The 21,611-nt window shown below is 34.0% G+C and carries 24 protein-coding genes; 13 read left to right on the forward strand and 11 right to left on the reverse strand.

Going from position 1 to position 21,611, the window contains the following annotated elements; genetic code table 11:
• Window positions 1-411: 411 nt before the first annotated feature.
• Together QNH24_RS12645 and QNH24_RS12650 are read right to left on the reverse strand one after the other, a co-directional pair.
• A complete protein-coding gene (locus QNH24_RS12645) occupies window positions 412-1,827 on the reverse strand; it encodes a sensor histidine kinase (protein ID WP_283872611.1) in 1,416 nt (471 codons plus the stop codon).
• Window positions 1,824-2,504 (reverse strand): response regulator transcription factor, encoded by a 681-nt coding sequence (locus tag QNH24_RS12650; protein WP_283872612.1) that lies wholly within the window; start codon window positions 2,502-2,504, stop codon window positions 1,824-1,826. Before QNH24_RS12650 ends, QNH24_RS12645 begins: the two co-directional genes overlap by 4 nt.
• A gap of 153 nt (window positions 2,505-2,657) precedes the next feature.
• On the opposite strand from QNH24_RS12650, the gene QNH24_RS12655 reads away from it, so the two are divergent.
• Window positions 2,658-5,060, forward strand: coding sequence for an S-layer homology domain-containing protein (locus QNH24_RS12655; RefSeq protein WP_283872614.1), 2,403 nt, complete (start codon window positions 2,658-2,660; stop codon window positions 5,058-5,060).
• A gap of 586 nt (window positions 5,061-5,646) precedes the next feature.
• Here the strand turns inward: QNH24_RS12655 and QNH24_RS26295 are convergent.
• Complete coding sequence (locus QNH24_RS26295) at window positions 5,647-5,958, reverse strand: HPP family protein (RefSeq protein WP_430675444.1); 312 nt, start codon at window positions 5,956-5,958, stop codon at window positions 5,647-5,649.
• A 281-nt stretch (window positions 5,959-6,239) separates the two neighbouring features.
• Here QNH24_RS26295 and QNH24_RS12660 point away from each other — a divergent pair, with 281 nt between their 5' ends.
• The 4 genes from QNH24_RS12660 to QNH24_RS12675 all read left to right on the forward strand — a co-directional run bounded on the left by QNH24_RS12660 (window position 6,240) and on the right by QNH24_RS12675 (window position 8,039).
• On the forward strand, window positions 6,240-6,779 hold the full coding sequence (locus QNH24_RS12660; RefSeq protein WP_283872616.1) for a TlpA family protein disulfide reductase: 540 nt from the start codon (window positions 6,240-6,242) through the stop codon (window positions 6,777-6,779).
• Between the two features lie 174 nt (window positions 6,780-6,953).
• Complete coding sequence (locus QNH24_RS12665) at window positions 6,954-7,292, forward strand: hypothetical protein (protein ID WP_283872618.1); 339 nt, start codon at window positions 6,954-6,956, stop codon at window positions 7,290-7,292.
• A gap of 23 nt (window positions 7,293-7,315) precedes the next feature.
• Window positions 7,316-7,525: a hypothetical protein gene (locus tag QNH24_RS12670; RefSeq protein ID WP_054771528.1), complete on the forward strand. Its 210-nt coding sequence runs from the start codon at window positions 7,316-7,318 to the stop codon at window positions 7,523-7,525.
• A gap of 208 nt (window positions 7,526-7,733) precedes the next feature.
• Window positions 7,734-8,039, forward strand: a complete 306-nt coding sequence (locus QNH24_RS12675; protein WP_283872621.1) for a hypothetical protein — start codon at window positions 7,734-7,736, stop codon at window positions 8,037-8,039.
• Between the two features lie 53 nt (window positions 8,040-8,092).
• Here the strand turns inward: QNH24_RS12675 and QNH24_RS12680 are convergent, their stop codons facing one another.
• The 3 genes from QNH24_RS12680 to QNH24_RS12690 form a co-directional block, all read right to left on the reverse strand.
• Complete coding sequence (locus QNH24_RS12680) at window positions 8,093-8,338, reverse strand: YkuS family protein (RefSeq protein WP_054771529.1); 246 nt, start codon at window positions 8,336-8,338, stop codon at window positions 8,093-8,095.
• 160 nt (window positions 8,339-8,498) lie between these two features.
• Window positions 8,499-8,639, reverse strand: coding sequence for a YjcZ family sporulation protein (locus tag QNH24_RS12685; RefSeq protein ID WP_283872622.1), 141 nt, complete (start codon window positions 8,637-8,639; stop codon window positions 8,499-8,501).
• 228 nt (window positions 8,640-8,867) lie between these two features.
• Window positions 8,868-9,329: a DUF4429 domain-containing protein gene (locus QNH24_RS12690; protein ID WP_283872624.1), complete on the reverse strand. Its 462-nt coding sequence runs from the start codon at window positions 9,327-9,329 to the stop codon at window positions 8,868-8,870.
• 618 nt (window positions 9,330-9,947) lie between these two features.
• Between QNH24_RS12690 and QNH24_RS12695 the strand changes: the two genes are divergently transcribed.
• On the forward strand, window positions 9,948-13,001 hold the full coding sequence (locus tag QNH24_RS12695) for a hybrid sensor histidine kinase/response regulator (RefSeq protein WP_283872626.1): 3,054 nt from the start codon (window positions 9,948-9,950) through the stop codon (window positions 12,999-13,001).
• 87 nt (window positions 13,002-13,088) lie between these two features.
• On the opposite strand, the gene QNH24_RS12700 is transcribed toward QNH24_RS12695, so the two are convergent.
• On the reverse strand, window positions 13,089-13,253 hold the full coding sequence (locus QNH24_RS12700; protein WP_283872628.1) for a hypothetical protein: 165 nt from the start codon (window positions 13,251-13,253) through the stop codon (window positions 13,089-13,091).
• Between the two features lie 177 nt (window positions 13,254-13,430).
• Window positions 13,431-13,841: an Lrp/AsnC family transcriptional regulator gene (locus QNH24_RS12705; protein ID WP_283872629.1), complete on the reverse strand. Its 411-nt coding sequence runs from the start codon at window positions 13,839-13,841 to the stop codon at window positions 13,431-13,433.
• A 116-nt stretch (window positions 13,842-13,957) separates the two neighbouring features.
• On the opposite strand from QNH24_RS12705, the gene QNH24_RS12710 reads away from it, so the two are divergent.
• The 3 genes from QNH24_RS12710 to QNH24_RS12720 all read left to right on the forward strand — a co-directional run bounded on the left by QNH24_RS12710 (window position 13,958) and on the right by QNH24_RS12720 (window position 16,440).
• Window positions 13,958-14,716, forward strand: a complete 759-nt coding sequence (locus QNH24_RS12710) for an MBL fold metallo-hydrolase (protein ID WP_283934539.1) — start codon at window positions 13,958-13,960, stop codon at window positions 14,714-14,716.
• 113 nt (window positions 14,717-14,829) lie between these two features.
• Entirely contained in the window at window positions 14,830-15,705 is an 876-nt protein-coding gene (locus QNH24_RS12715; RefSeq protein WP_283872631.1) for an alpha/beta fold hydrolase, read from the forward strand.
• Window positions 15,706-15,828: 123 nt separating this feature from the next.
• The gene (locus QNH24_RS12720; RefSeq protein ID WP_283872632.1) at window positions 15,829-16,440 is read left to right on the forward strand and encodes a DUF4304 domain-containing protein; all 612 of its coding nucleotides are present in this window, start codon (window positions 15,829-15,831) and stop codon (window positions 16,438-16,440) included.
• Between the two features lie 389 nt (window positions 16,441-16,829).
• On the opposite strand, the gene QNH24_RS12725 is transcribed toward QNH24_RS12720, so the two are convergent.
• Entirely contained in the window at window positions 16,830-17,654 is an 825-nt protein-coding gene (locus tag QNH24_RS12725) for a hypothetical protein (RefSeq protein ID WP_054772431.1), read from the reverse strand.
• A gap of 163 nt (window positions 17,655-17,817) precedes the next feature.
• Here QNH24_RS12725 and QNH24_RS12730 point away from each other — a divergent pair, with 163 nt between their 5' ends.
• Complete coding sequence (locus QNH24_RS12730; RefSeq protein ID WP_283872634.1) at window positions 17,818-18,360, forward strand: GNAT family N-acetyltransferase; 543 nt, start codon at window positions 17,818-17,820, stop codon at window positions 18,358-18,360.
• Between the two features lie 174 nt (window positions 18,361-18,534).
• Here the strand turns inward: QNH24_RS12730 and QNH24_RS12735 are convergent, their stop codons facing one another.
• Together QNH24_RS12735 and QNH24_RS12740 are read right to left on the reverse strand one after the other, a co-directional pair.
• Window positions 18,535-18,993, reverse strand: coding sequence for a DinB family protein (locus tag QNH24_RS12735; RefSeq protein ID WP_283872636.1), 459 nt, complete (start codon window positions 18,991-18,993; stop codon window positions 18,535-18,537).
• A gap of 124 nt (window positions 18,994-19,117) precedes the next feature.
• Window positions 19,118-19,738 carry a LysE family translocator gene (locus QNH24_RS12740; RefSeq protein ID WP_283872638.1) on the reverse strand — a complete coding sequence of 207 codons (621 nt, stop codon included), beginning with the start codon at window positions 19,736-19,738 and terminating at the stop codon, window positions 19,118-19,120.
• 275 nt (window positions 19,739-20,013) lie between these two features.
• Between QNH24_RS12740 and QNH24_RS12745 the strand changes: the two genes are divergently transcribed.
• From QNH24_RS12745 to vanR, 3 genes are all read left to right on the forward strand, one after another.
• Entirely contained in the window at window positions 20,014-20,220 is a 207-nt protein-coding gene (locus tag QNH24_RS12745; protein ID WP_283872640.1) for a tautomerase family protein, read from the forward strand.
• A gap of 88 nt (window positions 20,221-20,308) precedes the next feature.
• The gene (gene fabZ / locus QNH24_RS12750) at window positions 20,309-20,734 is read left to right on the forward strand and encodes a 3-hydroxyacyl-ACP dehydratase FabZ (protein ID WP_283872641.1); all 426 of its coding nucleotides are present in this window, start codon (window positions 20,309-20,311) and stop codon (window positions 20,732-20,734) included.
• A 176-nt stretch (window positions 20,735-20,910) separates the two neighbouring features.
• Window positions 20,911-21,606: a VanR-ABDEGLN family response regulator transcription factor gene (gene vanR / locus QNH24_RS12755; RefSeq protein WP_283872829.1), complete on the forward strand. Its 696-nt coding sequence runs from the start codon at window positions 20,911-20,913 to the stop codon at window positions 21,604-21,606.
• Window positions 21,607-21,611 lie beyond the last annotated feature (5 nt).

The raw sequence follows: 21,611 nt of genomic DNA on the forward strand, positions 1-21,611 counted from the left end.
GACCTAGTGTTGCTTTTATAAAGAGTTTAAAAGTTCTGATACGGTAGCTACTCATAGTTGTTTAAAAGATCATAATCACTAATGGAAATATCTTGAACCTTAACTATTCATTTGATGGAGACTCTATAAAAAGGGTTTTCTTAATGAAATTTTTAATGGATAATAATGTTCCTATATGATTAGATTTTTTTCTTCTATTAACAATGGATAGCAATAAGCTTAAGATTCGGGAAGAAGTTATTAGTATCTGAAGTATCTTTAAAGCTAAACACATTGGATTGGTTATGTATGGAGGATGCGGGAAGTTCTCTAATTTATTGATGAGATTTCAAGAAAATGTAACTGAAATTAAGTAAAATCAACACTAGTTTAGTTCATACAAATCCTATACAGCAAACTACTCGTCAATTTTTATGGCGAGCAGTTTCTTTTGGTAAGCTGTATATGAAATATCGTTTCCTCATAGGGAGTACTGGTCAATCGTATATTACCTTGATGTAATGCCACAATTTCTTGGACAATTGACAGTCCAATCCCAAGACCCTCACCTTGTCTTCCTTGATCGCTACGATAAAACCGTTCGAAGACTCGCTGCTGTTCTTCTAGTGCAATTCCTTGTCCTTTATCTTTTATGGTAATCCATACTTCATTCTGATGTTCTATAAGTGCCACACCAAGATAGTAACCCTCTTTGCCGTAGCGAATGGCATTGTCAACTAAGTTACGAATAGCTCGCTCAATCAATGCAGCATCTATCTGCATCAAAATATCAGCATCCTCAATATCAATATCCACATGGTAATCTTGACCATCTAACAATAATAAATAATCGGCTATAATCTTCCGTAATATTTCAGATAAATTATGTGGTGCCAGTTGCAATGTCAATACATTGGTATTTTGTTTAGTGATATCTAGTAATTGGTCGAGCAGGCGATCCATATAGCGGGAGCGCTGCAAAATTATTTTAGCACTGGCTTTAAGCTCTCGTTCATCCTTATATAATCCGCTACGAATCGTTTCAGCATAGCCTAAAATCATTGTTAAGGGTGTGCGTAAATCATGAGAAAGATTAGACAATAATTGCTTTCGTCTATTTTCGAATTGTTCAATTTCAACAACCTGACTATGAATACGTTGTACCATCGAATTATAATGCTGAGAAAGTTGCCCTATTTCATCCTTTGTCTCATCCTCTAGTACAATACTATTACTTTGAAGATTGACTTGGGAGAGAGCGTTATTTAGCTTACTAATGCGTCGATTCATCCAAGAAAAAAACCAAATGGCAAGTAAATAGGGCACTATAAAAGCTGTGAGTATAGGAAGGAGTAATGAAACAAGTACCTTTGATGTGCGTATAAAGAAATAAAATTGCCCCTGTTTCATTGCCTGGCTTGGAAGGCTTATTAATAGATAGTAGCTTTGCTGGTCTAGCATGATGCTATAAATAAAACTGATATTTTCATCTTCTGCCCAAAGATTGCTTGGCATATTTAGAAAACGGTCTGCTAATTTCGAGAAATCATAATCATCTAAATCACCAGAAGTATCATAAATCTTTGTACCATCAGGTTGAATCCATGCAAAGTGAATTGCTGTATGTTCCTTATGAAGGGAATCCAATATCGGTTTTATTTCCTGCGACCCTCCTGTCCCTTTTTGGCGAATTGTTGCAATGATATCTTCAGATAAGGCATTTAATTTGTTTAAATTGTAGCCCTTATCCAAAATACTTCCTACTACTAAGCTCAATGCAATAAAAATAATAATGCTGCCAAAGATACTGATAATCATAAGAAGCCAAAGTTTTGTTCGATTTTTCAAAATTCATCACCTGAAAACTGATAACCAACACCACGAATGCTACGAATGGAATGGTGACCTGTCATTTGTTCAAGTATTTTACGAAGACGACTGATAAAAACACTTAAATTGTTATCATCATAATGTTCATGCTGCCAAATATGTTGATAGATTTCCCTTTTTGTTAGTACACGATCAACATTTCGCATTAATAATTGGAGTAGCTGACATTCTACTGTCGTCAACCTTTGTTTTTGTCCATCATAATGTAGCATCGACTTGTCCATTTCAAGCACTAACTTGTTTAAACGTATACGATCAGAGTGATATTTGATGGAATGTCGTCTCAATTGGGCCTGTACGCGTGCAACAAGCTCAATAGGACTAAATGGCTTTGTCACATAATCGTCCGCACCTAATCCAAGTACCGTAATTTTATCTTCAACTTCTCTTCTAGCACTTAACACAATAACAAGCGGCTGTAAATGTTCTTCTTTTAAATAGTGTAGTACCTCAAATCCATCACCATTCGCCATCATCAAATCCAGGATAATCATGTCAAATGACTTTTGCTGCAATTGTCCAATGGCATCTTGTCCTGATGCAGCCTCTATCACTTTTATATGTGCATTTTCTAAATGTAGTCGGATTAATTGGCGAATACTGCTCTCATCATCAATAATTAGAATTTGATTCATCGTTGTTCATCCTCCTCCCAAATCGTATTAAATCTACTTACTATTATAGAAGAAAAAAATCTAATCATATAGGAACTTTATTATCCATTAAGATTTCATTAAGAAAACCCTTTTTATAGATTGTTAGAATTAAAGGAAAGGAGGAGTAATGACATGAAAAATAAGTTATTTATTGCAGGTATGGTGACAACCTTTGCTACGATAGGGGCAGTGTCAGTATTTGAGGCAGCTTCCTTAAAGTTTTCAGATGTGAAAGAGGGGAATAGTCATTATGGGGCGATAATGGAGCTTTCACAGCGAGGGATTATTCACGGTTATCCTGATAGGACATTTAAGCCAAATGAGGTAGTCACACAAAGCCAAGCAGCAAAAATGGTGGCAGGGGTAATTGGTTTAAAGGGTAGTGAACAGGAAATAATAGCTACTTTAAAGCAAAAGGGGATTTTGGAGAAGTCGTTCAAGATGAATACACCTGTGACGCGCTATCAAATGGCAACGATGATTACGAAGGCTTTACAGTTACCTACTTCTGATACAATCACAAACACATTTACTGATGTAGCGACAGAAAATCAACAAGCAGTAGAAACATTATTTGCAAACCATATTACAACTGGTACAACAGCAACTACATTTAGTGGAGAAAAATTTGTGACGAGAGGGCAGTTGGCATCATTTATTATTCGGGCAGAGCAACGGAATATGGTTGAAATTATGGAGGCGAAATTAACAATTGAAGCCATTCAACAAGGGAAATTAACAGCAGCAGGACGAGAATGGACAGTGGCGAAAAACGTACAAATATTGCTAAACGAGCAAAATGCGCAAGCCTTAACTGGGGGACGTATACAGGTAGTAATCATCGATGGTCAAATTGTTGATATTTTGGCTATTGCATTAAATACATCAGGTGCTAAGGGAAAGAATGTCGTATTTGATGGTGCGAACAGTACGTTTGCAGGAAATTTATTCGTTAATGCAGATTTTGTGGAGCTGAAAAATATAACAGTCACTCAAAATATCTTCGTTACACCAAAAGCATCGACAAACTTGGCAATGAGCAAGCTAAAGGCTGAAAATTTCACCATTATATATGATCAACAGTCAACTGTGACGGCTTCCTTAACAAAGGTTAAACTTGCTAATACGATAGATACTGTGTTCGAAATATCTACTGCAGGTTCTTCTGCATTGAACATGTATGTATTACCATATAATCCACAAGATGATGTAACAGGAAAACTAGCACAACTATCAGGCTTAGGTGTTTTGGATGGAACGAGCGATAATCATTTTGCACCTACAGCTTCAATAACAAGACAGGATTTCGCAACGGTATTTGGATGGGCGATAGGTGAAAGCGACACGACATTCTTTGGAACGACAACAGCTTTTTCAGATGTCATCATAGGTGATTGGACAGCTAGTTTTGTTAAGATAGCAAATGAGAAGGGTTTCGTTATGGCAGATGATGATTTACCAAGCAGTCAAATAACAAAAGAGCAATTAGCTGATATTGTGGTTAGTGTAGCCCCACGTCAAAATGAAAGTTTTACGGGTTTTAAGAAGAATCAAAAATCGAAACTAATTACTTTTACAGGCGATTTTACAGTAGATCAATTTGTGTTTGTTGACCCAAGAGAACATGGCATATTATCGCGTTCCAATGTACGTTTAAGTGGAAATATGGATGATATCGTGAATCGACTGACCGCACAAACAAGGGAGGTAGTAGAGTACGGTAACAGCAGTTCCCAAGCACCTACATATATAGAAGAACTGCATACAAGTATTCGTCTAGCAAAAGAGAAATTGCAATGGATTGAGCAACTTAAACAAAATGGAGTACTTATACTTTCATCAGATGGTAAAGATGTTCCAGATATTTTAAAAGAAAAGCAATGGATGCCTGAAATGATTGTGGTAGCGTTACAGGCACAAGTGATGGAAGCTGAGAAGCTAGCCAATAGCCAATCGCTAATACATCAACAAGTTGAACCAATGATCGCTAAACTTAATGGTTTAACAGGAAACATTAAACCGCTAAATGGCTTAAAGGAAATAATTGAAGCACAACGAAAATTAGAAAATCAGCAAATTGTTTTAGTGAACGAAGGAGAAATATTCGAGAAAGTAGCTGGCATTCTTGAAGGTACACAGGTGGAATTACGGCAAGAGCAAATTAAACTTGAGGGGAATCAAGTAAGAATCACATTACACGAGGCCATTGAATGTTTAGATCCAAGTACAATGACAATGGTTCAGTTTATTCCAGTAATCACAGCACAGCTAACAATTGTCCGAAATATTACGATTACAGACATGCAATGGACGAATGATAGTCTACTACTGACAACTACTGCAGATAGTGCCCAGCTAACTATTGGTACAGAACTAACATTTATATTACAAGGTGGGCAAACCCTTAGTGGTACTATAGCAACAGGAGATGATGGAAGTGGCATCATTATTCGTTTTGAAAATATCCCTCCAAACGTTGTTATTACAGCAATTGAAGCAGAGGGTTATCGATTTATTATTTTACCTACAATATAAGCAAAGTGGATATTGAATGTCCTACCAATTTTTTATGCAACTTAAGGAATATCAAATTATCTGTTTCTAACACAAAATCCCACAGAAAAGCTGATAGATTAACTTTTCTGTGGGATTTTGTGCTGAGAGATAAATGAATATATTTTTATGTTTAAATGACAAAATTTTCACGTATTTTTCTTCAGTTACTTGAACTAACTTTTTAAACAAGTACTCCTAAGGCAATCTTATTCTCAAATAAATGCTTATCCCTAAGCTCATAAAAAAGAATGCATCGTAAACGTCAATTTTTCCACTTAATGTTTATAGAATATTTTATTAAAGATGAATAATGTCAATGATTCTTTGTTTTAAGGCCAGGTATTGCAAACTAAACTTTTCACCAAAATAATGAATATTTTCGAGTTTTTATTAAATTGTTAAATATTAATCCTATCAAGTCGATGATGAGTGCTCCGATTAATACTGGCATCAACAAATAACTCCAGCTATAGCCCCCAACATAATAATGACTGGTTTTGATGCAGCTGGTGGATGTATAAATCTGTAATGGCCATTAAAAATATTCCTACACCAACGCCAAGACTTATCCCATATGGATTTGAGCCACATAATGAAAAAAGACAAGCCCGTGACTTGGTTGTGAAAATGGTGTATACCATACACCGAAAACTAGGACTATATTGGCGCCAAAAGAAGCCATAAGCCAAGGTATATTCATATAGTTGGTTAATAATAGTAAGATGAAAATACATAGCATACGACCAATACAACTAATAAAAGAATCTATAAAAGTAAATTTTGAGGAAGTGTAATTGCTTCCTCTCATTTTAGAGATATATGTCCAAAAATGGAGGCCCTTACATGCTTTTTTGAACGAACAAAAACTATTTTCCATCTTTCTCACCCTTGTAAAATTTTTCACTTTATGCAGCGGTCGTTAGTACACTCTCTGAATAATGATAGAGCCCCTGGCGAATGTCACGGATTTTGAAGAGGAGTTTTGCGAGCTCGAGAAAAATTTGGACACAATTAAACTAGGGCGTAAATTACTATTATTTTAATTTTACAGGTGATGAAAGAAGTAGTACATGCAACCTTTTAAACCTAAATATGGTAATATCAAAGTAAAAGTATTGTAAAATAAGCATATAATCAAATTACTTAAGGAGAAGTACAATGAAACGGAAAAAACTTATTGGCTTAGTAGTATCACTAACAATAGTAGTTTTATTAATAGGTGTTACCTTAAAAGATGAAGTTTTCAAAGAAGAGCTAAAACCTGCGATGATAGAATTAGCGAATGGCTCAAAAAAAATTGTCTATGATACAAAACTAATGAATTTTGATAAAACGTCAACAACATTTGAAAAATACAAGGGGAAAGTTTTGGTTGTTAATTTTTGGGCATCGTGGTGTGGTCCTTGTCAGGATGAAGTACCAGATTTAAAAGCATTTTATAATCAAAAAGGAGATAATGTGGAGTTGTTAGCCATTAATGCAACTGCTAATGATAGTTATAATAGTGTATTGAAATTTTTAGAGAATTACAAACTGAATTTTCCCATCTTTCTTGATGGAGATGGCACACTCCAAAAATCATTTGAAGTCATCAATTATCCGACAACTTTTATCTTTGATGCGGAAGGCGCTTTAAAATACACTATCAAAGGTCAAACCAATCAACAGGAATTGAAAAAAGTTATTTCAGAAATTTAACTTAAACATACATAAGAGTTTAAAGAGTAATCTATCCATGTAATTAAACAAATACCAAAAAGAGCCTGGAACTTTATCTATAATTGATTTATTAACAGAAAAATTCAAAAAATGAAACTTTATTTACATTCACTCGTAGAATAAACAAGCGTACTCAAGAACAGGGGGAGATATATGAAGACTAAAAATTTAATGATTATGATGATAACACTTATAGTAGAGGTAATCATTACATATTATATTGCCTCATTTTTCTCCGTTCGTTTAATTGAGGTTATGTTTTTTACAGGTATCTTTTTTGCTGGTACCATCTACTACTTTTCAAGCGGTGGAGGAGCTATATCTAGGCTTTTTAACGCTCAGGTAAGTGGTCAAACAGGTTTAATTCAGCAAAACGAGCGCTTTACTGTTAAAGTTGGTCCAGTGTTCTGGGCTTCAGTTGTATTTTTTTTAGTAGGCTTAGTATTTTTTATCTTATTAATTATGGGGGTTATACCACCTCAAAATATGTAAAAACCACTTTATGGAGGATATGAATGATTAATAAAAAATATTTAAATGGAGTCATTTGGCTTTTGCTCATTATTTTGTTAGGAATTTCCTTTATGATAAATGTAACTCATTATTTTAATACAAAGGAAATAGATACAGCTAGTTCCCTATGTTATGAAAAGGGTGGCAATGTCATATTGAAAATTTATAATAATTTAACAAGTGAATATTATTTCTCTTGTGAAAAAAAATAATCTAACAGAAACAATGTAAATAACTATACAATGGGCTAATACCTGTTTAGAATTTGTTCAGAACAATTTGATACACTAGCCATGTAATCATAAACAAACACACAACACACAACACAACACAAAAAAAAACCTGGCTTTCGCAAAAAAAGCTAGGTTTTTTTGTGTTTAAGCTTTTACAATGCTAAAAGATTAGTCGGAGGGACATAGTATGAGACAAGAGGAAATGATAAAGACTGTAAAAATGTACAGTTTTGTTTTATTTACTGTAATTTTAATCTGCATTGGCTCTATGCTATTATTCAATAGTGTTGACATGGGGGCCAATTCTGCAAATGGCTATTTAAATACAGCAATGGGTGGTTTTATGGATACAGAGAGTTTCCTTGTTATACAAAAGGGCTATATTTTTTCTTATCTCATAGTTGGAGGAATTTTCTTATTGGTGGGTCTTTTATTTTTTTGTATATTCCTTTATAAATTCTTATTAAAAGACATCGACTTAGATAAATTGTAAAAGGTGCAGGTCAATAGATCATAAAGTCTAAAGACAGCACCTTCCATTCGTTGTTAATGGAAATATTTTTCTACACGCTGAAGAATTTCGTCAGCAGAAAGGCCATTCGCATCAATGACTGGTCCTGCAAGTACTGGATCACTAATGCCCATAACATCCTTGTCTTGACCTGTGATGACGCAAGCATCACATCGTTTAGCGTCCTCTTCATTTCGCAGTTGAATAACTTCATATCCTTTTGCCTTTAAAGCTTGCTCCACGTTCGATAATGATTGTTCTACACCAATTATTCTAGACATTATTCTTCCACCTCCTATATGTAATGTGCCATATAGGATTGCTAATTATTCACTGATTTAATGAAAAATCTTAAAATTTCATGAATAAAGGCTCAAGTTTTATCTATAATGATAAAACTAAAGCCTATTTTTTATTTAATAGTTGGAAATGTTGATGTGATTAATAAAGGAAGCTAGCGCCAACGATTATTAAAAGAATGAATAGTACAACAATTAGAACGAATGTAGAGCCATAACCATAGCCAGTATTGCCCCCACAGCAGGCATTATTCCAACTACCTACATTTCCTGAATATCCCATAGGAAATACCTCCTTTCTATCATCTATAATATGCCTTGTTGTAGAAAGGAGGCGTGTTATTTATCCAATTAAAAAATCTGAAAGCGTAAGTATTTTATGGAATAACTAATAGCTGATGAATAGTCAGACAATGTTTAAAATTTTGCATTACACTACTATTATGTTGAAATTATAGTTGTAGGTAGTGAAGTACCTTATAATAAATAAAAAAACAGCTTTTTCTACATATTAAATATTCAATAATTGTTTTTTCTTTGCTTCAAATTCCTCTTTAGTCAAAATACCTGCATCCATTAGTTTTTTCATCTTTAAAATTTCATCTGCTGCACTTTGTGAAGTGATAGAAGGAAATGAACTCTCATGTCGTTTCATTTCAATTAACTTTATTAATTCTTTTGCCTTTTTTAGCTCTCTTTTAAAAAAGGTTATAGAGTTTTCATCTTTGATAGCTGCCGATGTACCGCCTTTGGTTTCATTCGAACCCGAATAGGCAAATTGGATATATCCTGTAGTTAAACCAGGTTCTTTAAATTGAATAGCAGAGATGGATTTAATGGGTATGGATTTTTCTCCCTTCGAGCCCCCTTTATTGATAAAATTTGAGAACCCTTTTGGTTGAATTTTAACTGTATAATCATCTACTTTTACAATAAACTTCCCATTTGATTTAAATTCAAAAGCTTGAGTCATTTTTCCCCTCCCTTTTAGAAAAAACAGCTTTATAAAAAGTTTTAAATGCCTTTCATTATTATAAATATGCTTAAATTTATGTGGAAATTTCCAATTATAAATGGATTTTTAATGATTAGCTACTTGATGATCTTACTCTAAACTTATTTTTTCCTGCATCGTTAGTGAATTAGAAATTTAAAAACAACAGTAAGAGGAAATAAAAATCTGAGAACCTTTATTCAATTCCCTAAACCAACGAAAAAATCCATGATATTCAGTGCCTTTTCTAGTGGTATTATCAGTAGTGTTATTGTGATATATGGATTTTTTTTCAGCAGTATATGGATGCTGTTTGTCGGTGGGATTGGAATAATAAGCAGTGTCTTCATATATCTACATAGTGTGAAAATGATTAAATAGGAACCTTATCTTAGACCTTAGACTATAGAAATATAGTCTATTTTTATAGAGTTATATAATATTTCGATTTAAAAGTATCTCTATGCATGATAGGATAATATTGCTAAGGAGGTGCAATTGGCCTAAGGAAATTGTGCTATAAATAGAAAGTGCAAGGACTTTTTGACATTTATGTAAATGAATAAAAAGAAAATTTTCCTCATAGTTAGTTTATTTGTGTTAATACTTACAGGCTCACGTATTTTATGGCTGGATTTATTAAATAATACAAATCAACCCTATGCTGTAAAAGGACAAATCGACTTACGAGAATGGAATTTTAACGACAATCATTCCATTACATTGGATGGGGAATGGGAGTTCTACCCTTATACGTGGTTAATTAACGAAAAACAGCCAATTAAAGGAGCTCGATATAATCTATCATACATACATGTTCCGAGTGGGTGGGATTCGTCCTTACAGGAGGGGGAAGTAACGCCATATGGTTATGGTTCTTATCGCTTAAAAATTCTTGTAAATCCATCTGATAATAATACCTACAGTATAAGGGTGCCAAGTATTCGGAGCTCTTCTGAAATATATGTGAATGGCAGACAACTATCGAAATCGGGTGAAATTGGAGAAAATGCTGATACAACTATTGCTAAAAACATACCCTATTCCGCTTCTTTTGAAGTAAATGGCCATAGTGAAATTGAAATTATTGTGCAAGTTGCGAATTTTAAGGATTCTCGTAATGGAGGGATTATCCGCTCCATTAAATTGGGCAAAGAAGAAGTAATTAATCGTGAGACGCAATTGTCTGTAACGATGCAGCAAATGGTGGCTTTAGTTTTCCTTATACATGCTATTTATTCGATTATTTTATATTTTGTAGGAAACAGAGATAAAAGATTACTTTACTTTTCTATGTTAACGTTTGCCACTACATTTTTTTATCTTTTAGGAAGTGATGATAAATTATTGTCTTATTGGTTTCCAATTAATTACGATTGGGGCTTTAAATTAGTTCATCTTTCTATGCTTGGCATTGGCTATTCACTACTTCACTCTATAAGACAGTGGTTGCCAAAGACATTACTAAAACTAATTCCTTGGTTTAATACTTTATGTGGTATTGCTGCATTGCTTGCAATACTATTGTCTGCTCATTATGTTACAATCATACAGCCTATTTATGCTACGCTTTTAGGAATCCCAATGATTTTAACGATAGTAACAATGATTGTAAAATCAATCAAAGAGATAAGAAGTAATATTTTATTATTGTTGGCCATAATAGCTTTTGTGAATAATATTGCTTGGTACGGTATCTTTCTTTTAACGGGGGTAAAAACAATATTTTATCCGTTTGACCTTATTATCACGATGGCTTGTTTGGCAATACTATGGTTTAAAGATTATGCTAAAGTGTATGCAGAGACAAAGGCACTCGCTATTAAGCTTCAAGAAGCCGACAGATTGAAGGATGAATTTCTTGCTAATACGTCCCATGAACTACGAAATCCTCTACATGGGATTTTAAACATGTCGAAGGCTGTTTTAGAGAGAGAAGAAACCGTTATAAGTGATAAAAGCGTTAAGGATTTAGAAATTGTTCTTTCGGTAGGACGACGAATGTCTCTTATGTTAAATGATTTACTCGATGTAATGAGCTTAAAAGAAAATACGACAAAGCTGCAACTGCGATCATTTTCCATTCATACGATTGTTTCTGGCGTATTAGATATGCTCTATTTTATGAGGGAAGGTAAGCAAGTAGAGTTAATAAATCAAATACCTGAAGATTTTCCAAAGGTAATGGCTGATGAAAATAGAGTCATTCAAATTGTTTTTAACCTACTGCATAATGCAGTGAAATATACAAATGAAGGTCATGTTACAATAGCTGGTCATGTGAAAAATAATATGGTGGAAATTATGATTTCAGATACAGGGATTGGTATTGATAATGACACAATTCAGCGAATATTTGAGCCTTATGAGCAGGGAACTCTTAGTAAGGCCATGATGGAGGGTGGATTTGGATTAGGGCTTAGTATAAGTAAACGCTTAGTTGAGCTACATGGAGGCACATTACAAGCACGTTCAATATTAGGAAAGGGTTCAGAATTTACGTTTACTTTACCTATTGCTAACTTATCTGAACAAAATGATACAGAAGATGAGAATTCACCATTGCGAATGAATGAGGATTTTGACGTTATGTCGTCTTCCAATCATTTTGATCGATCTTCAACAACCCAATCCATCATCATGCAAACAAATCGACCAAAGGTGTTAGTTGTGGATGATGATCCAGTAAATTTAAGAGTGATTGAAACAATTCTGACTACAGAAAAATATGATTTAAAAACAGTCACTAGTGGCCATAAAGCGCTAGAGGCATTGCTGTCTCAAAAATTTGATTTAGTTATCTCAGATGTAATGATGCCAAATATGTCTGGCTATGAATTAGTTCGCACTATACGTAAACAGCAGTCAATTACAGAACTTCCAGTGTTACTTCTTACAGCTAGAGGTCAAGCACAGGATATTGAGAATGGCTTTTTATCTGGTGCAAATGATTATGTTATGAAACCAGTCGATCCTTTAGAATTAAAATCAAGGGTAAAAGCACTCACTGATGTTAAACAATCTGTCCAAGAGCGTCTTCGAATGGAAGCAGCTTGGCTACAGGCACAAATACATCCTCATTTTTTATTTAATACATTAAATGCAATTATGACCTTACATGAAATTGATACAGACCGTACTAACAAGCTACTTGAGGCACTTAGTGATTTTTTACGAGAATCTTTTAAATTTCAAAATATCGATGAACTCGTCCCAATAGAAAATGAATTAAAGCTGGTTCAATCCTATCTCTATATTCAGCAGGAGCGATATGGAAGTCGAATCAGTGCTACATGGGAGCTAGAAGTTTCATCTGATGTAATGATGCCATCTTTAACCATCCAGCCATTAATTGAAAATGCCATTGAACATGGCATTTTGAAGCAAGTAAATGGTGGAACTATTCATATTCAAATTTTGGATTATGATACTTTTATAGAGATAACAGTATCTGATAATGGTATTGGAATGGATGAAGAAACAAAAAAACAATTGCTAGTCAGAAGGCTAAAAACCTCTACTGGGGTGGGTCTTCTGAATACGGATTTACGCTTAAAGCAGCATTACGGAGCAGGGCTTCAAATCAAAAGTCAACCAAATCAGGGGACATCCATATCATTTAAAGTTCTCAAAAAGCAAGTTGATGGATAGCTAAGCTGAAGTGGAGGATAGAACCAGAAAAACGATGGATAGAACCATGAAAGTAGCGGATAGAACCTACCTGTTCATTAATTTGATTCAATCAGTTTGATTGAGAGCCTTTCTTTCAAGTGTCTCTTTTGTTTCAGCATTGACAGTTTTTTCTTTCGCTTCAGCCTGTTCACTAGCTGGAGCTTCATCATGAGAAGAACATGCTGATAGAAGAAGTGCTGACATTGCTCCGATATACAGTAATTTCTTCATTTACATTACCTCCGTTTGTTCATTGGTTACGTTTTAGAGTGCACCAATATTAGTTAGAATATAACGGAGTTACAATAAAATTTGGTTTTTTAAATGAGGGAGTAGCAACAGCTATATAAAAAATTATTCTGCTTATAGGAAAGTTGAAAATACCAGGCTCTAGCACCTGGTATTTTTTTATTTACTTATTACAATAGATAATTTGTAGTTGGCATGTTTATTTAAATCTACTAAAAATTGATCTAAAACTTCGTTTGATGGAAATCTGCATTCTAGAAGATAGCAACCATCTCCACTAATTTTAAAATTATTAACAATGAACTGTTGTTGTGTATCTAGAAATGCCAGAAATGGTTCATGGTATGGACTTTTGGTATAAATATTCATAAATGCATGTACAGGACGTCCTAATTTCACTTGATTTACTTGGATTGTATATCCTTCAATGACACCACTATCTTCTAATTTTGCAACCCTCGATGATGTAGCTTGGCCAGTCAAATGAACCTTCTCTCCTAATTCTTTCATTGTCATACGGCTGTTCTTGTAAAGCTCATCAATGATCCTTAAATCGGTACTATCCAACATGAAATAACTCCTTTCATTAATCAAGTAAAATCATGAAAAGACTTGATTTAATCTATGTGATTGTTATTGGGACATAGTATAAACTAATTGTAATTTAAAGAAAAGGAGTTATGAATATGAACATTCAACAAATTCGCAATGCTACTGTTGTCATTGAATATGCGGGAAAAAAATTTTTAATCGACCCTATTTTGGCAAAAAAAGGGGCTTATCCACCGTACCCAAATTCTCTAAGACAGGACCAAAATAATCAATTAGTTTCTCTACCAACATCCATTGACCAACTTATAAACGTGGATGCGGTGATTGTTACACATTTACATGTGGATCATTTCGATGAGGTTGCAAAAGATGTATTACCAAAAGCTATCAAAATGTTTGTCCAAAATGAAGAAGATGCTAAAGAGATTAAAAGTGCTGGATTTACCAATGTAGAAATTTTACAAGAAGATACTGTTTTTGAAGGTATTCTATTAATAAAAACAGTAGGTCAGCATGGACGCGGTAAAATTTTAGAAATTACTGGTCAAGTATGCGGTGTTATTTTTCACCATCCAAGTGAAAAGAAACTATACATTGCAGGAGATACTGTTTGGTATGGCGGAGTCGAAAATGTACTAGAAAAAAATAAACCAGATATTATTATTGTGAATGGAGGAGACAATCAATTTTTACAGGGAGGCTCTCTAATCATGGGGAAGGATGATATTTACGAAGTTTATCTCGCAGCACCAAATGCTAAGATTATCGTAAGCCATATGGAAGCTATAAACCATTGGGCATTATCTAGAAAAGAATTACGAAGTTTTTTAAATGAAAAAGAAATCACTGATTATGTACTTGTTCCAGAAGATGGTGAAAATTACAAGTTTTAAAGAAATTAGAGGCAAAAACTTTTCAATCATATAATCTTTTTTAAATAAATAATTGTATTCAATATTATACTGATGCAAAATCCTGTAAAATTGAAACAGGAGGTGGTGTCTAAGTGAAACATACAATTTATACAAGTGATAAAGGTAGATTGGTCATTTTGAAGCATTATGAGCAATATTTAAAGTCTTTTGATTTTGCAATAGAACGTGTTATGGTGGAAACAACCTTTGGCAAAACACATGTACTAATGGCGGGACCAAAAGAAGGGAAGCCCTTGTTGATATTTCAAGGTGGTAATTGTATAAATCCTATGACATTATCTTGGTTTAAGCCACTCGTCAAAAAATACAGAATATATGCACCTGATACAATTGGACACCCTGGCTATAGTGCACAAACTAGAATTTCTGCAAAGGATCAAAGCTTCGCCCAATGGATTGCCCAATTAATGGATTCTTTTCATATTCAGAAATGTGCTGTTTTAGGTCCGTCCTATGGAGCTGGTATCATTTTAAGGTTAGCGACCTATTTGCCAGAGAGGATTGACTGTGCTGTACTTGTTTCACCAGCAGGAATTAAGCTAGGATCAAAAATCGAAATGCTACATAAAATTTTTATGCCATTGCTGCAATTTAAAAAAACGTCTTCCATCAAATATCTTAAACAAATAACGGATTGCATGTCTGCTGGTAATATGAAAGAGAGCGATCATGAGATTATTGGAGATATTTTTCGGTTTGTAAAATTAGAACAAGGGATGCCTAAATTAACAACTAGAGACGAATTAGCGCATTTCTCTGTACCTACCTTAATCATTGCTGGTGAAGAGGACATCTTTTTTCCAGAAAATAAGGTGAAAAAAAGTGCTGAACAAATTGTCCCAAATTTAACAGCTTTCTATTCATTTAATATGGGGCACTTTCCATCTGAGAATCAATTACAAACAATTAATCATACCATACAGAATTTTTTTGAAAAATATTATTAAAGGGTACTTCAAGAGGTATCCTTTTTGGCTATTCAATAGGAAAGGTAGAAAGTAACTGCTTACTTACTTCTGGAATTTACCTGTATCTGGAAATGAAATATAAGCAATTTTCTAGGGGGGATCATGTTGCAACAGCTCTTTAATGAGATGATAAAGCAGGGTATTAGGCCGTATCTTTCCAAACATGGCTTTTCAAAGAAGGGTTCGAATTTTTATAAGATGACGGGCAGCCTGATCTATTTGTTCAATTTTCAAAAATCCTCTGGCAATTCAGCGGATAATGTAATGTTTTACGTGAACTGTGGGATTTATGCAGAAGAGTTAGCTCAAATACAATCAAGAGAGATTTTGACTGCACCCAAAGAGGTGGACTGTCACTTTAGAGCAAGAATATGGGAAATTGCCGAGTCTGTTCCAGATCGATTTTCAATCACTCCTACTACAGATATGGATGATATGAGAAAAACGCTGCAAAATGGATTAGAAAAGGTTATTCAGTTCTATAATACTATGAATAGTGCCAGATCCCTTGTTGATTATTACATATCAGGTCCATTTTTACATCTTAGCGAAGAGTGTTTACATTTATTGTTACAATCTAATGATGTAGAGGCAGCTAAACATTTTTGTAAGGCTTTACAGAAAAAGTACGGAACTGAAAAAAGATGGTCCATTTTCGAAAACAAATACAAGGTAATCTTTAATAAATATGGGGTGGAATTTGATAACCTATAAGTAATGTTAGGAATGATACTGTGGCGTAAAAGCTTGATATTACTGAGAAGAGGGACCTACGCATTCACTTCACGAATACAAGGATATTCTGAACATGGAGCGTTTTTGGTGATATATGGTTGGGATCAAACCGTGAGTTGCTTGAAGATTTTAATAATCTAGTATCTTCAATTAAATTGAGAAAAAACAAGCATGATGAAGAATCGTTCATATTTAGCTCAGCGCACAAATTCCTGACAGACAGCATAAGCCGTAAGTCACAACCAATCACGCGCAGCGATTGTTGCAAACTTACGGCTTTGCCTGTATTTCAATGCAAAAGATAAAGAGGGACTTAACTTATTAAATAATCCCTTTAGATAAACTAAACAGTATCTTCTATTGCCAGGTTAAACTAAGCATGTGAGAGTGGATAGACGATTGTCAGCTTTTGTATCAATGCCATTGAGCCAATCATCCATTAAAGCTAGATGTTTTGCTAACACAGCATCTGAGTATAAACTCCACAATTCTTTTGTAAATCTTAATTGTGTTTCTTGTATTTCAAATTCAACTTGCTTTACATTATGCTTACCATTGTGCTCCTCCATTGTAACAGAGCTAGAGTAAATATAAATATCAATATTTTCCTCACAGTTAATCGTACTTTGAGTGAATAGTTTTTCAGTTTGTTTTTCAGAGCTAGAAGAAGAGGCGGAATTTGCTAATGCTTTTAAGCTTTCTACGATTTTTCCTTTATCAACTGCCGAAATGCCATTATATAAATTGGCGATTTGGTCAATTACTTCATTCCAATCGGAAGTCCTACGTTTAAAGGATTTTAGACTGCTATTTAATAAATGGATAAGTGGGTTTTGTAATATTTTTGAAACATATTTTTCATAAGCAGGAACATTATTTTTATCGTTTGGTAATGCTGGATTAAAATTAGAAACAATTCTAGCAATGTCAAGAATAGTTGTTAATCCAGTTGTTGGAGCTACTTTAGCAGCTTCTTTTACGGCAGAACTATAGCGTCCAAAGTTTTGAAGTGCTTGCTGAACTTGATTGTCAGCGATTCTAGCCTCCGACAGCTGACTCCCAACAAAGATTCCTTGACTGACAACTGTTTGATCTGATGGCGCAAGTTTAATAGCAACAGGCTCTAAATTTTGATGCAGAGAAATATCATTTAGTGCTAACCAGCTTTCCATTTTTAAGTCAAGATTTGTCATAGAAAAAACCACCTCTAGTTAAATTTGTATTGGTTTGTAAACCAATAGTAGATATATACTTCAAATTTATAGCAATTAAAACCATTAATTTCAAAAATTTTGTGAACAAGTGAACAGGCTGGAAGAAATAAAGGAGTAAATAAAAACAAAAGGAGAATTGTCCATGTTGCATATTAAAAGAATATATAAAGAGGATTATCCCAATGGTAAGAAAATTATTTATCAATATCATTCTGATAAATTCTATGATGTTTCCTATCAGGTGCATGAGAATGGTTGGACAATGGATTTTACATTAAAGCATTTTGACACTCCATTTCATAAGTATTTAGAAGGAGAAATTTTTGAAGATTATTTAGAAGAAATTGAATGTTATATTGCAGAAATAGATGAGGAAGAGGTGGGGATTGTTAGCTGTAGCCATGAGAAGTGGAATAATGTTCTAAGGATCAATGATATTCATGTAAATTCGCAATATCAACATAATGGAATAGGGAGTCAACTTATGGCATTGATAAAAACAAGAGCTGGAGAACTAGGTGCCAGGGCAATTGTATTGGAAACACAAACCTCCAATTATCCTGCAATCCAATTTTATAAACACCACGGATTTCAGCTGATTGGCTGTGATCTATTAAGCTATTCCAATACAGATATGGAAAATAGAGAAGTCAGAATTGAATTGGGTCTTGTACTAGAGGCTTGAAAATAGGGTAAATGGTATTCAATCCTAAATGAAGAAGTTGATGGACTAGCTGGGCATTCATACAGATAATAAAATACAAAGAAATTAAATGGAAGGAACAAATCCTTTCGCAACCGTGAAAAATCAGTAGAGGATAAGATAGCCCCTACTGATTGAGAAGTTTAGAAGTTTTAATTACAGACATTTTTTTATATCTAGTATTGCTTGTAAATGCATGCCTTCATGGAAAATTGTTCGAATTAGAACTTGTTCAATTGTATTCATCCCCATATCGATAGCGGGAAACTCTATCTCTAATTTGTCTCCATACTTTGCTTTTATTTTACTTGGCTGAGATTTTAAAAGCTCTTTTAAATCTTCAAACGATGGTGTCTCCTCCGTAAAATTAGCTGGAGAGGTGCCAAAGCCAAACCAGGTTTGAAAAGGTATAAGATCCTTACTTTTTTCGTTTGTTATTGCCTCAAGCCATAAATATTGGTCTAGATAAAGATGGCCCATGTTCCAACGAATATTATTATGAAATCCTTTTGGTACAACCTCTGCATGTTCCTTTGTGACAAAATCTAATACTTGTAAAACTTCATTGCGATAACGCTCTAACTGCTGAAATAGAATTTGATGACGATGATTCATACGTTTTCTCCTTTTCTTTTTATAATTTGCTAAAAAAGTTAAAATTCCTTCAAAGTTAATGGTAAAATCTATAAAAAATGAGGGAGAACACCTTAAAAGTATGTTCTCCCTCATAGAAATTGATCTATCTACTTTGAGTCTGCAGAGCTAATTTAACACCTAAACCTATATAGACGAAACCGACTGCCTTTTCAATCCAACGTGACCCATTGTTAGTGGTTTTGGTAAAGATTTTTTCACCTATGAAGCTTGTCACAATAGCTAATAAAATAGTATACAAGGCGCTCATTACTACAAACGTAATCCCTAAAATTAGAAGCTGAACAGTAATGGATTGTCCATTGTGCTGTACAAATTGAGGTAAAAAGGCTAAGAAAAATAGTGCCGTTTTAGGGTTTAATATTTCTGCTAAAAAACCTTGGCGGAACGAAGTACTTGCTGGACTCTGTTCAACAGTTGGTTGTTCTATTTTTTGAGGTTTTGTTAGGAGCATTTGAATTCCTAAATAAACAAGATAAGCTACACCAATATACTTCACTACTTCAAAAGCAGTAGCAGATTTCATTAAAATAGCTGAAAGACCTAATACAGCGGCTAATGTATGGACTAAATCGCCCAAGCCAATACCTAATGCTGTGAAAACACCGTTCTTTTTACCACTTTTCAATGTTTGTGTAATGGTTATTATCACAGCAGGGCCAGGAATTAAAAATAACAGAAGTACTATTGCGATAAACGATAACATGTTTGACCATCCTATTCTAATAAAGTGAATCGTTTATGAGGGTTTTCTTAATTCCTCGATGATTATGTGTAATTAACTTAATATTCAACCATAAGATTGGGCTAATAAGTGCAAAAATTATTATATTCTATCTAATCTATTATTGTCGATAATGAAATACTAAAAAAATAGTTATAGAATAGTTTGAAAAATACGAAATCATGACTTGGCGTTAAAAAGATAGCAATTCTTATTGTTGTGTACAAAACACTTAAAATAAATAAGGGAGGCTTGTTATGCCTATTATTACAATTAAACTAGCAAAAGGAAGAACAAGAGAACAAAAACAACAGTTTGTTGAAATGGTGACGCAAGAGGCAGTAAAAACGTTAAATGTTAAAGAAGAATGGGTAACCGTTATATTTGAGGAATATGAACGTGACAATTGGGCAACTAGTGGACAGCTACATTCCATTAAATTAGGAGATGGTTTTGGTCAATAATCGGGAGCAAAAATAGAATTTAAAAAATAGTACCAACTATTAATAATTAGTGATAGAATTAGATGATAATTTAGTTGGAGGTGTTAATATGCTGGACATTCAGCAAATACAAGCAGCTATTAGACATCGTTATCCATTTCTTTTAGTGGATCGTGTATTGGAGTTAGAAGAAGGTAAAAAAGCAGTAGCAATTAAGAATGTTACGATAAATGAAGAATTTTTTAATGGGCATTTTCCTAATTATCCTGTAATGCCAGGAGTGCTAATTGTGGAAGCATTAGCACAAGTTAGTGCCATTATCATGCTTACAAAGGAAGGAAATGAAGGGAGACTCGGATTACTTGCTGGTATTGATCAATGTCGTTTCAAGAAACAAGTAAAACCGGGTGACCAGCTTCATCTTGAGGTAGAAATTACACGCTTAAAAGGAGCTATTGGAAAAGGCCGTGGAATAGCTACTGTTGATGGAGAGTTAGTGTGTGAAACAGAGCTTATTTTTGCCTTTGGCAGCTAATGAAAAAAACAAAATCCATTTGAAACCGCTTCGTCTATTTAGAGAAGTGGTTTTTTGTTGTGTAAATTCTTTAGAATTTCTTAAATCTCAGGCTTTACATAGCAGGTTGACTACCAGAATGGTATTATGATTGTTACATTAGAAGCAATGTTCGCAACTTTAAGGGGGAGATAAAAATAACAATTAATATTCTTGTCGTAGATGACGAAAAGGAAATTGCCGACTTAATAGAGCTTTATTTAAAAAATGAAGGCTTTAATGTCTTTACATTTTATGATGCCAAGGAGGCACTAACTTGTATTCAGACAAAAAAATTAGATTTCGCTATTCTAGATGTGATGATGCCTGACATAGACGGCTTTGAAATTTGCAGAAGAATTAGAGAATATTATCATTTTCCAGTGATTATGCTAACAGCCAAGGATGAGGAAATTGATAAAATAACAGGTCTAACTTTAGGGGCTGATGATTATATCACGAAGCCATTTCGACCATTGGAGCTTATAGCTCGAGTGAAGGCTCAAATCAGGAGATTTACAAGGTACAATCAGCAGGAAGCTTCGCAGAATGATATGATTATTGATTTTTCTGGACTTATATTAGATCAAAACACTCGGAAATGTATGCTGCATGAAAAACAATTGTCACTTACACCTACAGAATTTTCAATCCTGTGGTTTTTATGTATCAATAGGGGACGTATCGTTTCTTCCGAGGAACTATTTCAAAAAGTCTGGGGAGAAAAATATTTTAGCAGTAATAATACAGTAATGGTCCATATCAGACATTTACGAGAAAAAATGAATGATTCTGCAGAAAACCCAAAATTTATAAAAACTGTTTGGGGAGTGGGGTACACCATTGAAAAATGATTTTG

Origin of the sequence: Lysinibacillus pakistanensis (assembly GCF_030123245.1) — a bacterium.
Classification (GTDB): Bacteria; Bacillota; Bacilli; order Bacillales_A; family Planococcaceae; genus Lysinibacillus; species Lysinibacillus pakistanensis.

What these genes read in the sequence shown, in the direction of transcription:
- QNH24_RS12650 (WP_283872612.1), bottom strand. Translation starts at nt 2,504, where the DNA reads ATGAATCAAATTCTAATTATTGATGATGAGAGCAGTATTCGCCAATTA.
- QNH24_RS12655 (WP_283872614.1), top strand. Translation starts at nt 2,658, where the DNA reads ATGAAAAATAAGTTATTTATTGCAGGTATGGTGACAACCTTTGCTACG.
- QNH24_RS26295 (WP_430675444.1), bottom strand. Translation starts at nt 5,958, where the DNA reads ATGGAAAATAGTTTTTGTTCGTTCAAAAAAGCATGTAAGGGCCTCCAT.
- QNH24_RS12660 (WP_283872616.1), top strand. Translation starts at nt 6,240, where the DNA reads ATGAAACGGAAAAAACTTATTGGCTTAGTAGTATCACTAACAATAGTA.
- QNH24_RS12665 (WP_283872618.1), top strand. Translation starts at nt 6,954, where the DNA reads ATGAAGACTAAAAATTTAATGATTATGATGATAACACTTATAGTAGAG.
- QNH24_RS12670 (WP_054771528.1), top strand. Translation starts at nt 7,316, where the DNA reads ATGATTAATAAAAAATATTTAAATGGAGTCATTTGGCTTTTGCTCATT.
- QNH24_RS12675 (WP_283872621.1), top strand. Translation starts at nt 7,734, where the DNA reads ATGAGACAAGAGGAAATGATAAAGACTGTAAAAATGTACAGTTTTGTT.
- QNH24_RS12680 (WP_054771529.1), bottom strand. Translation starts at nt 8,338, where the DNA reads ATGTCTAGAATAATTGGTGTAGAACAATCATTATCGAACGTGGAGCAA.
- QNH24_RS12685 (WP_283872622.1), bottom strand. Translation starts at nt 8,639, where the DNA reads ATGGGATATTCAGGAAATGTAGGTAGTTGGAATAATGCCTGCTGTGGG.
- QNH24_RS12690 (WP_283872624.1), bottom strand. Translation starts at nt 9,329, where the DNA reads ATGACTCAAGCTTTTGAATTTAAATCAAATGGGAAGTTTATTGTAAAA.
- QNH24_RS12700 (WP_283872628.1), bottom strand. Translation starts at nt 13,253, where the DNA reads ATGAAGAAATTACTGTATATCGGAGCAATGTCAGCACTTCTTCTATCA.
- QNH24_RS12705 (WP_283872629.1), bottom strand. Translation starts at nt 13,841, where the DNA reads ATGTTGGATAGTACCGATTTAAGGATCATTGATGAGCTTTACAAGAAC.
- QNH24_RS12710 (WP_283934539.1), top strand. Translation starts at nt 13,958, where the DNA reads ATGAACATTCAACAAATTCGCAATGCTACTGTTGTCATTGAATATGCG.
- QNH24_RS12720 (WP_283872632.1), top strand. Translation starts at nt 15,829, where the DNA reads ATGTTGCAACAGCTCTTTAATGAGATGATAAAGCAGGGTATTAGGCCG.
- QNH24_RS12725 (WP_054772431.1), bottom strand. Translation starts at nt 17,654, where the DNA reads ATGACAAATCTTGACTTAAAAATGGAAAGCTGGTTAGCACTAAATGAT.
- QNH24_RS12730 (WP_283872634.1), top strand. Translation starts at nt 17,818, where the DNA reads ATGTTGCATATTAAAAGAATATATAAAGAGGATTATCCCAATGGTAAG.
- QNH24_RS12735 (WP_283872636.1), bottom strand. Translation starts at nt 18,993, where the DNA reads ATGAATCATCGTCATCAAATTCTATTTCAGCAGTTAGAGCGTTATCGC.
- QNH24_RS12740 (WP_283872638.1), bottom strand. Translation starts at nt 19,738, where the DNA reads ATGTTATCGTTTATCGCAATAGTACTTCTGTTATTTTTAATTCCTGGC.
- QNH24_RS12745 (WP_283872640.1), top strand. Translation starts at nt 20,014, where the DNA reads ATGCCTATTATTACAATTAAACTAGCAAAAGGAAGAACAAGAGAACAA.
- fabZ (WP_283872641.1), top strand. Translation starts at nt 20,309, where the DNA reads ATGCTGGACATTCAGCAAATACAAGCAGCTATTAGACATCGTTATCCA.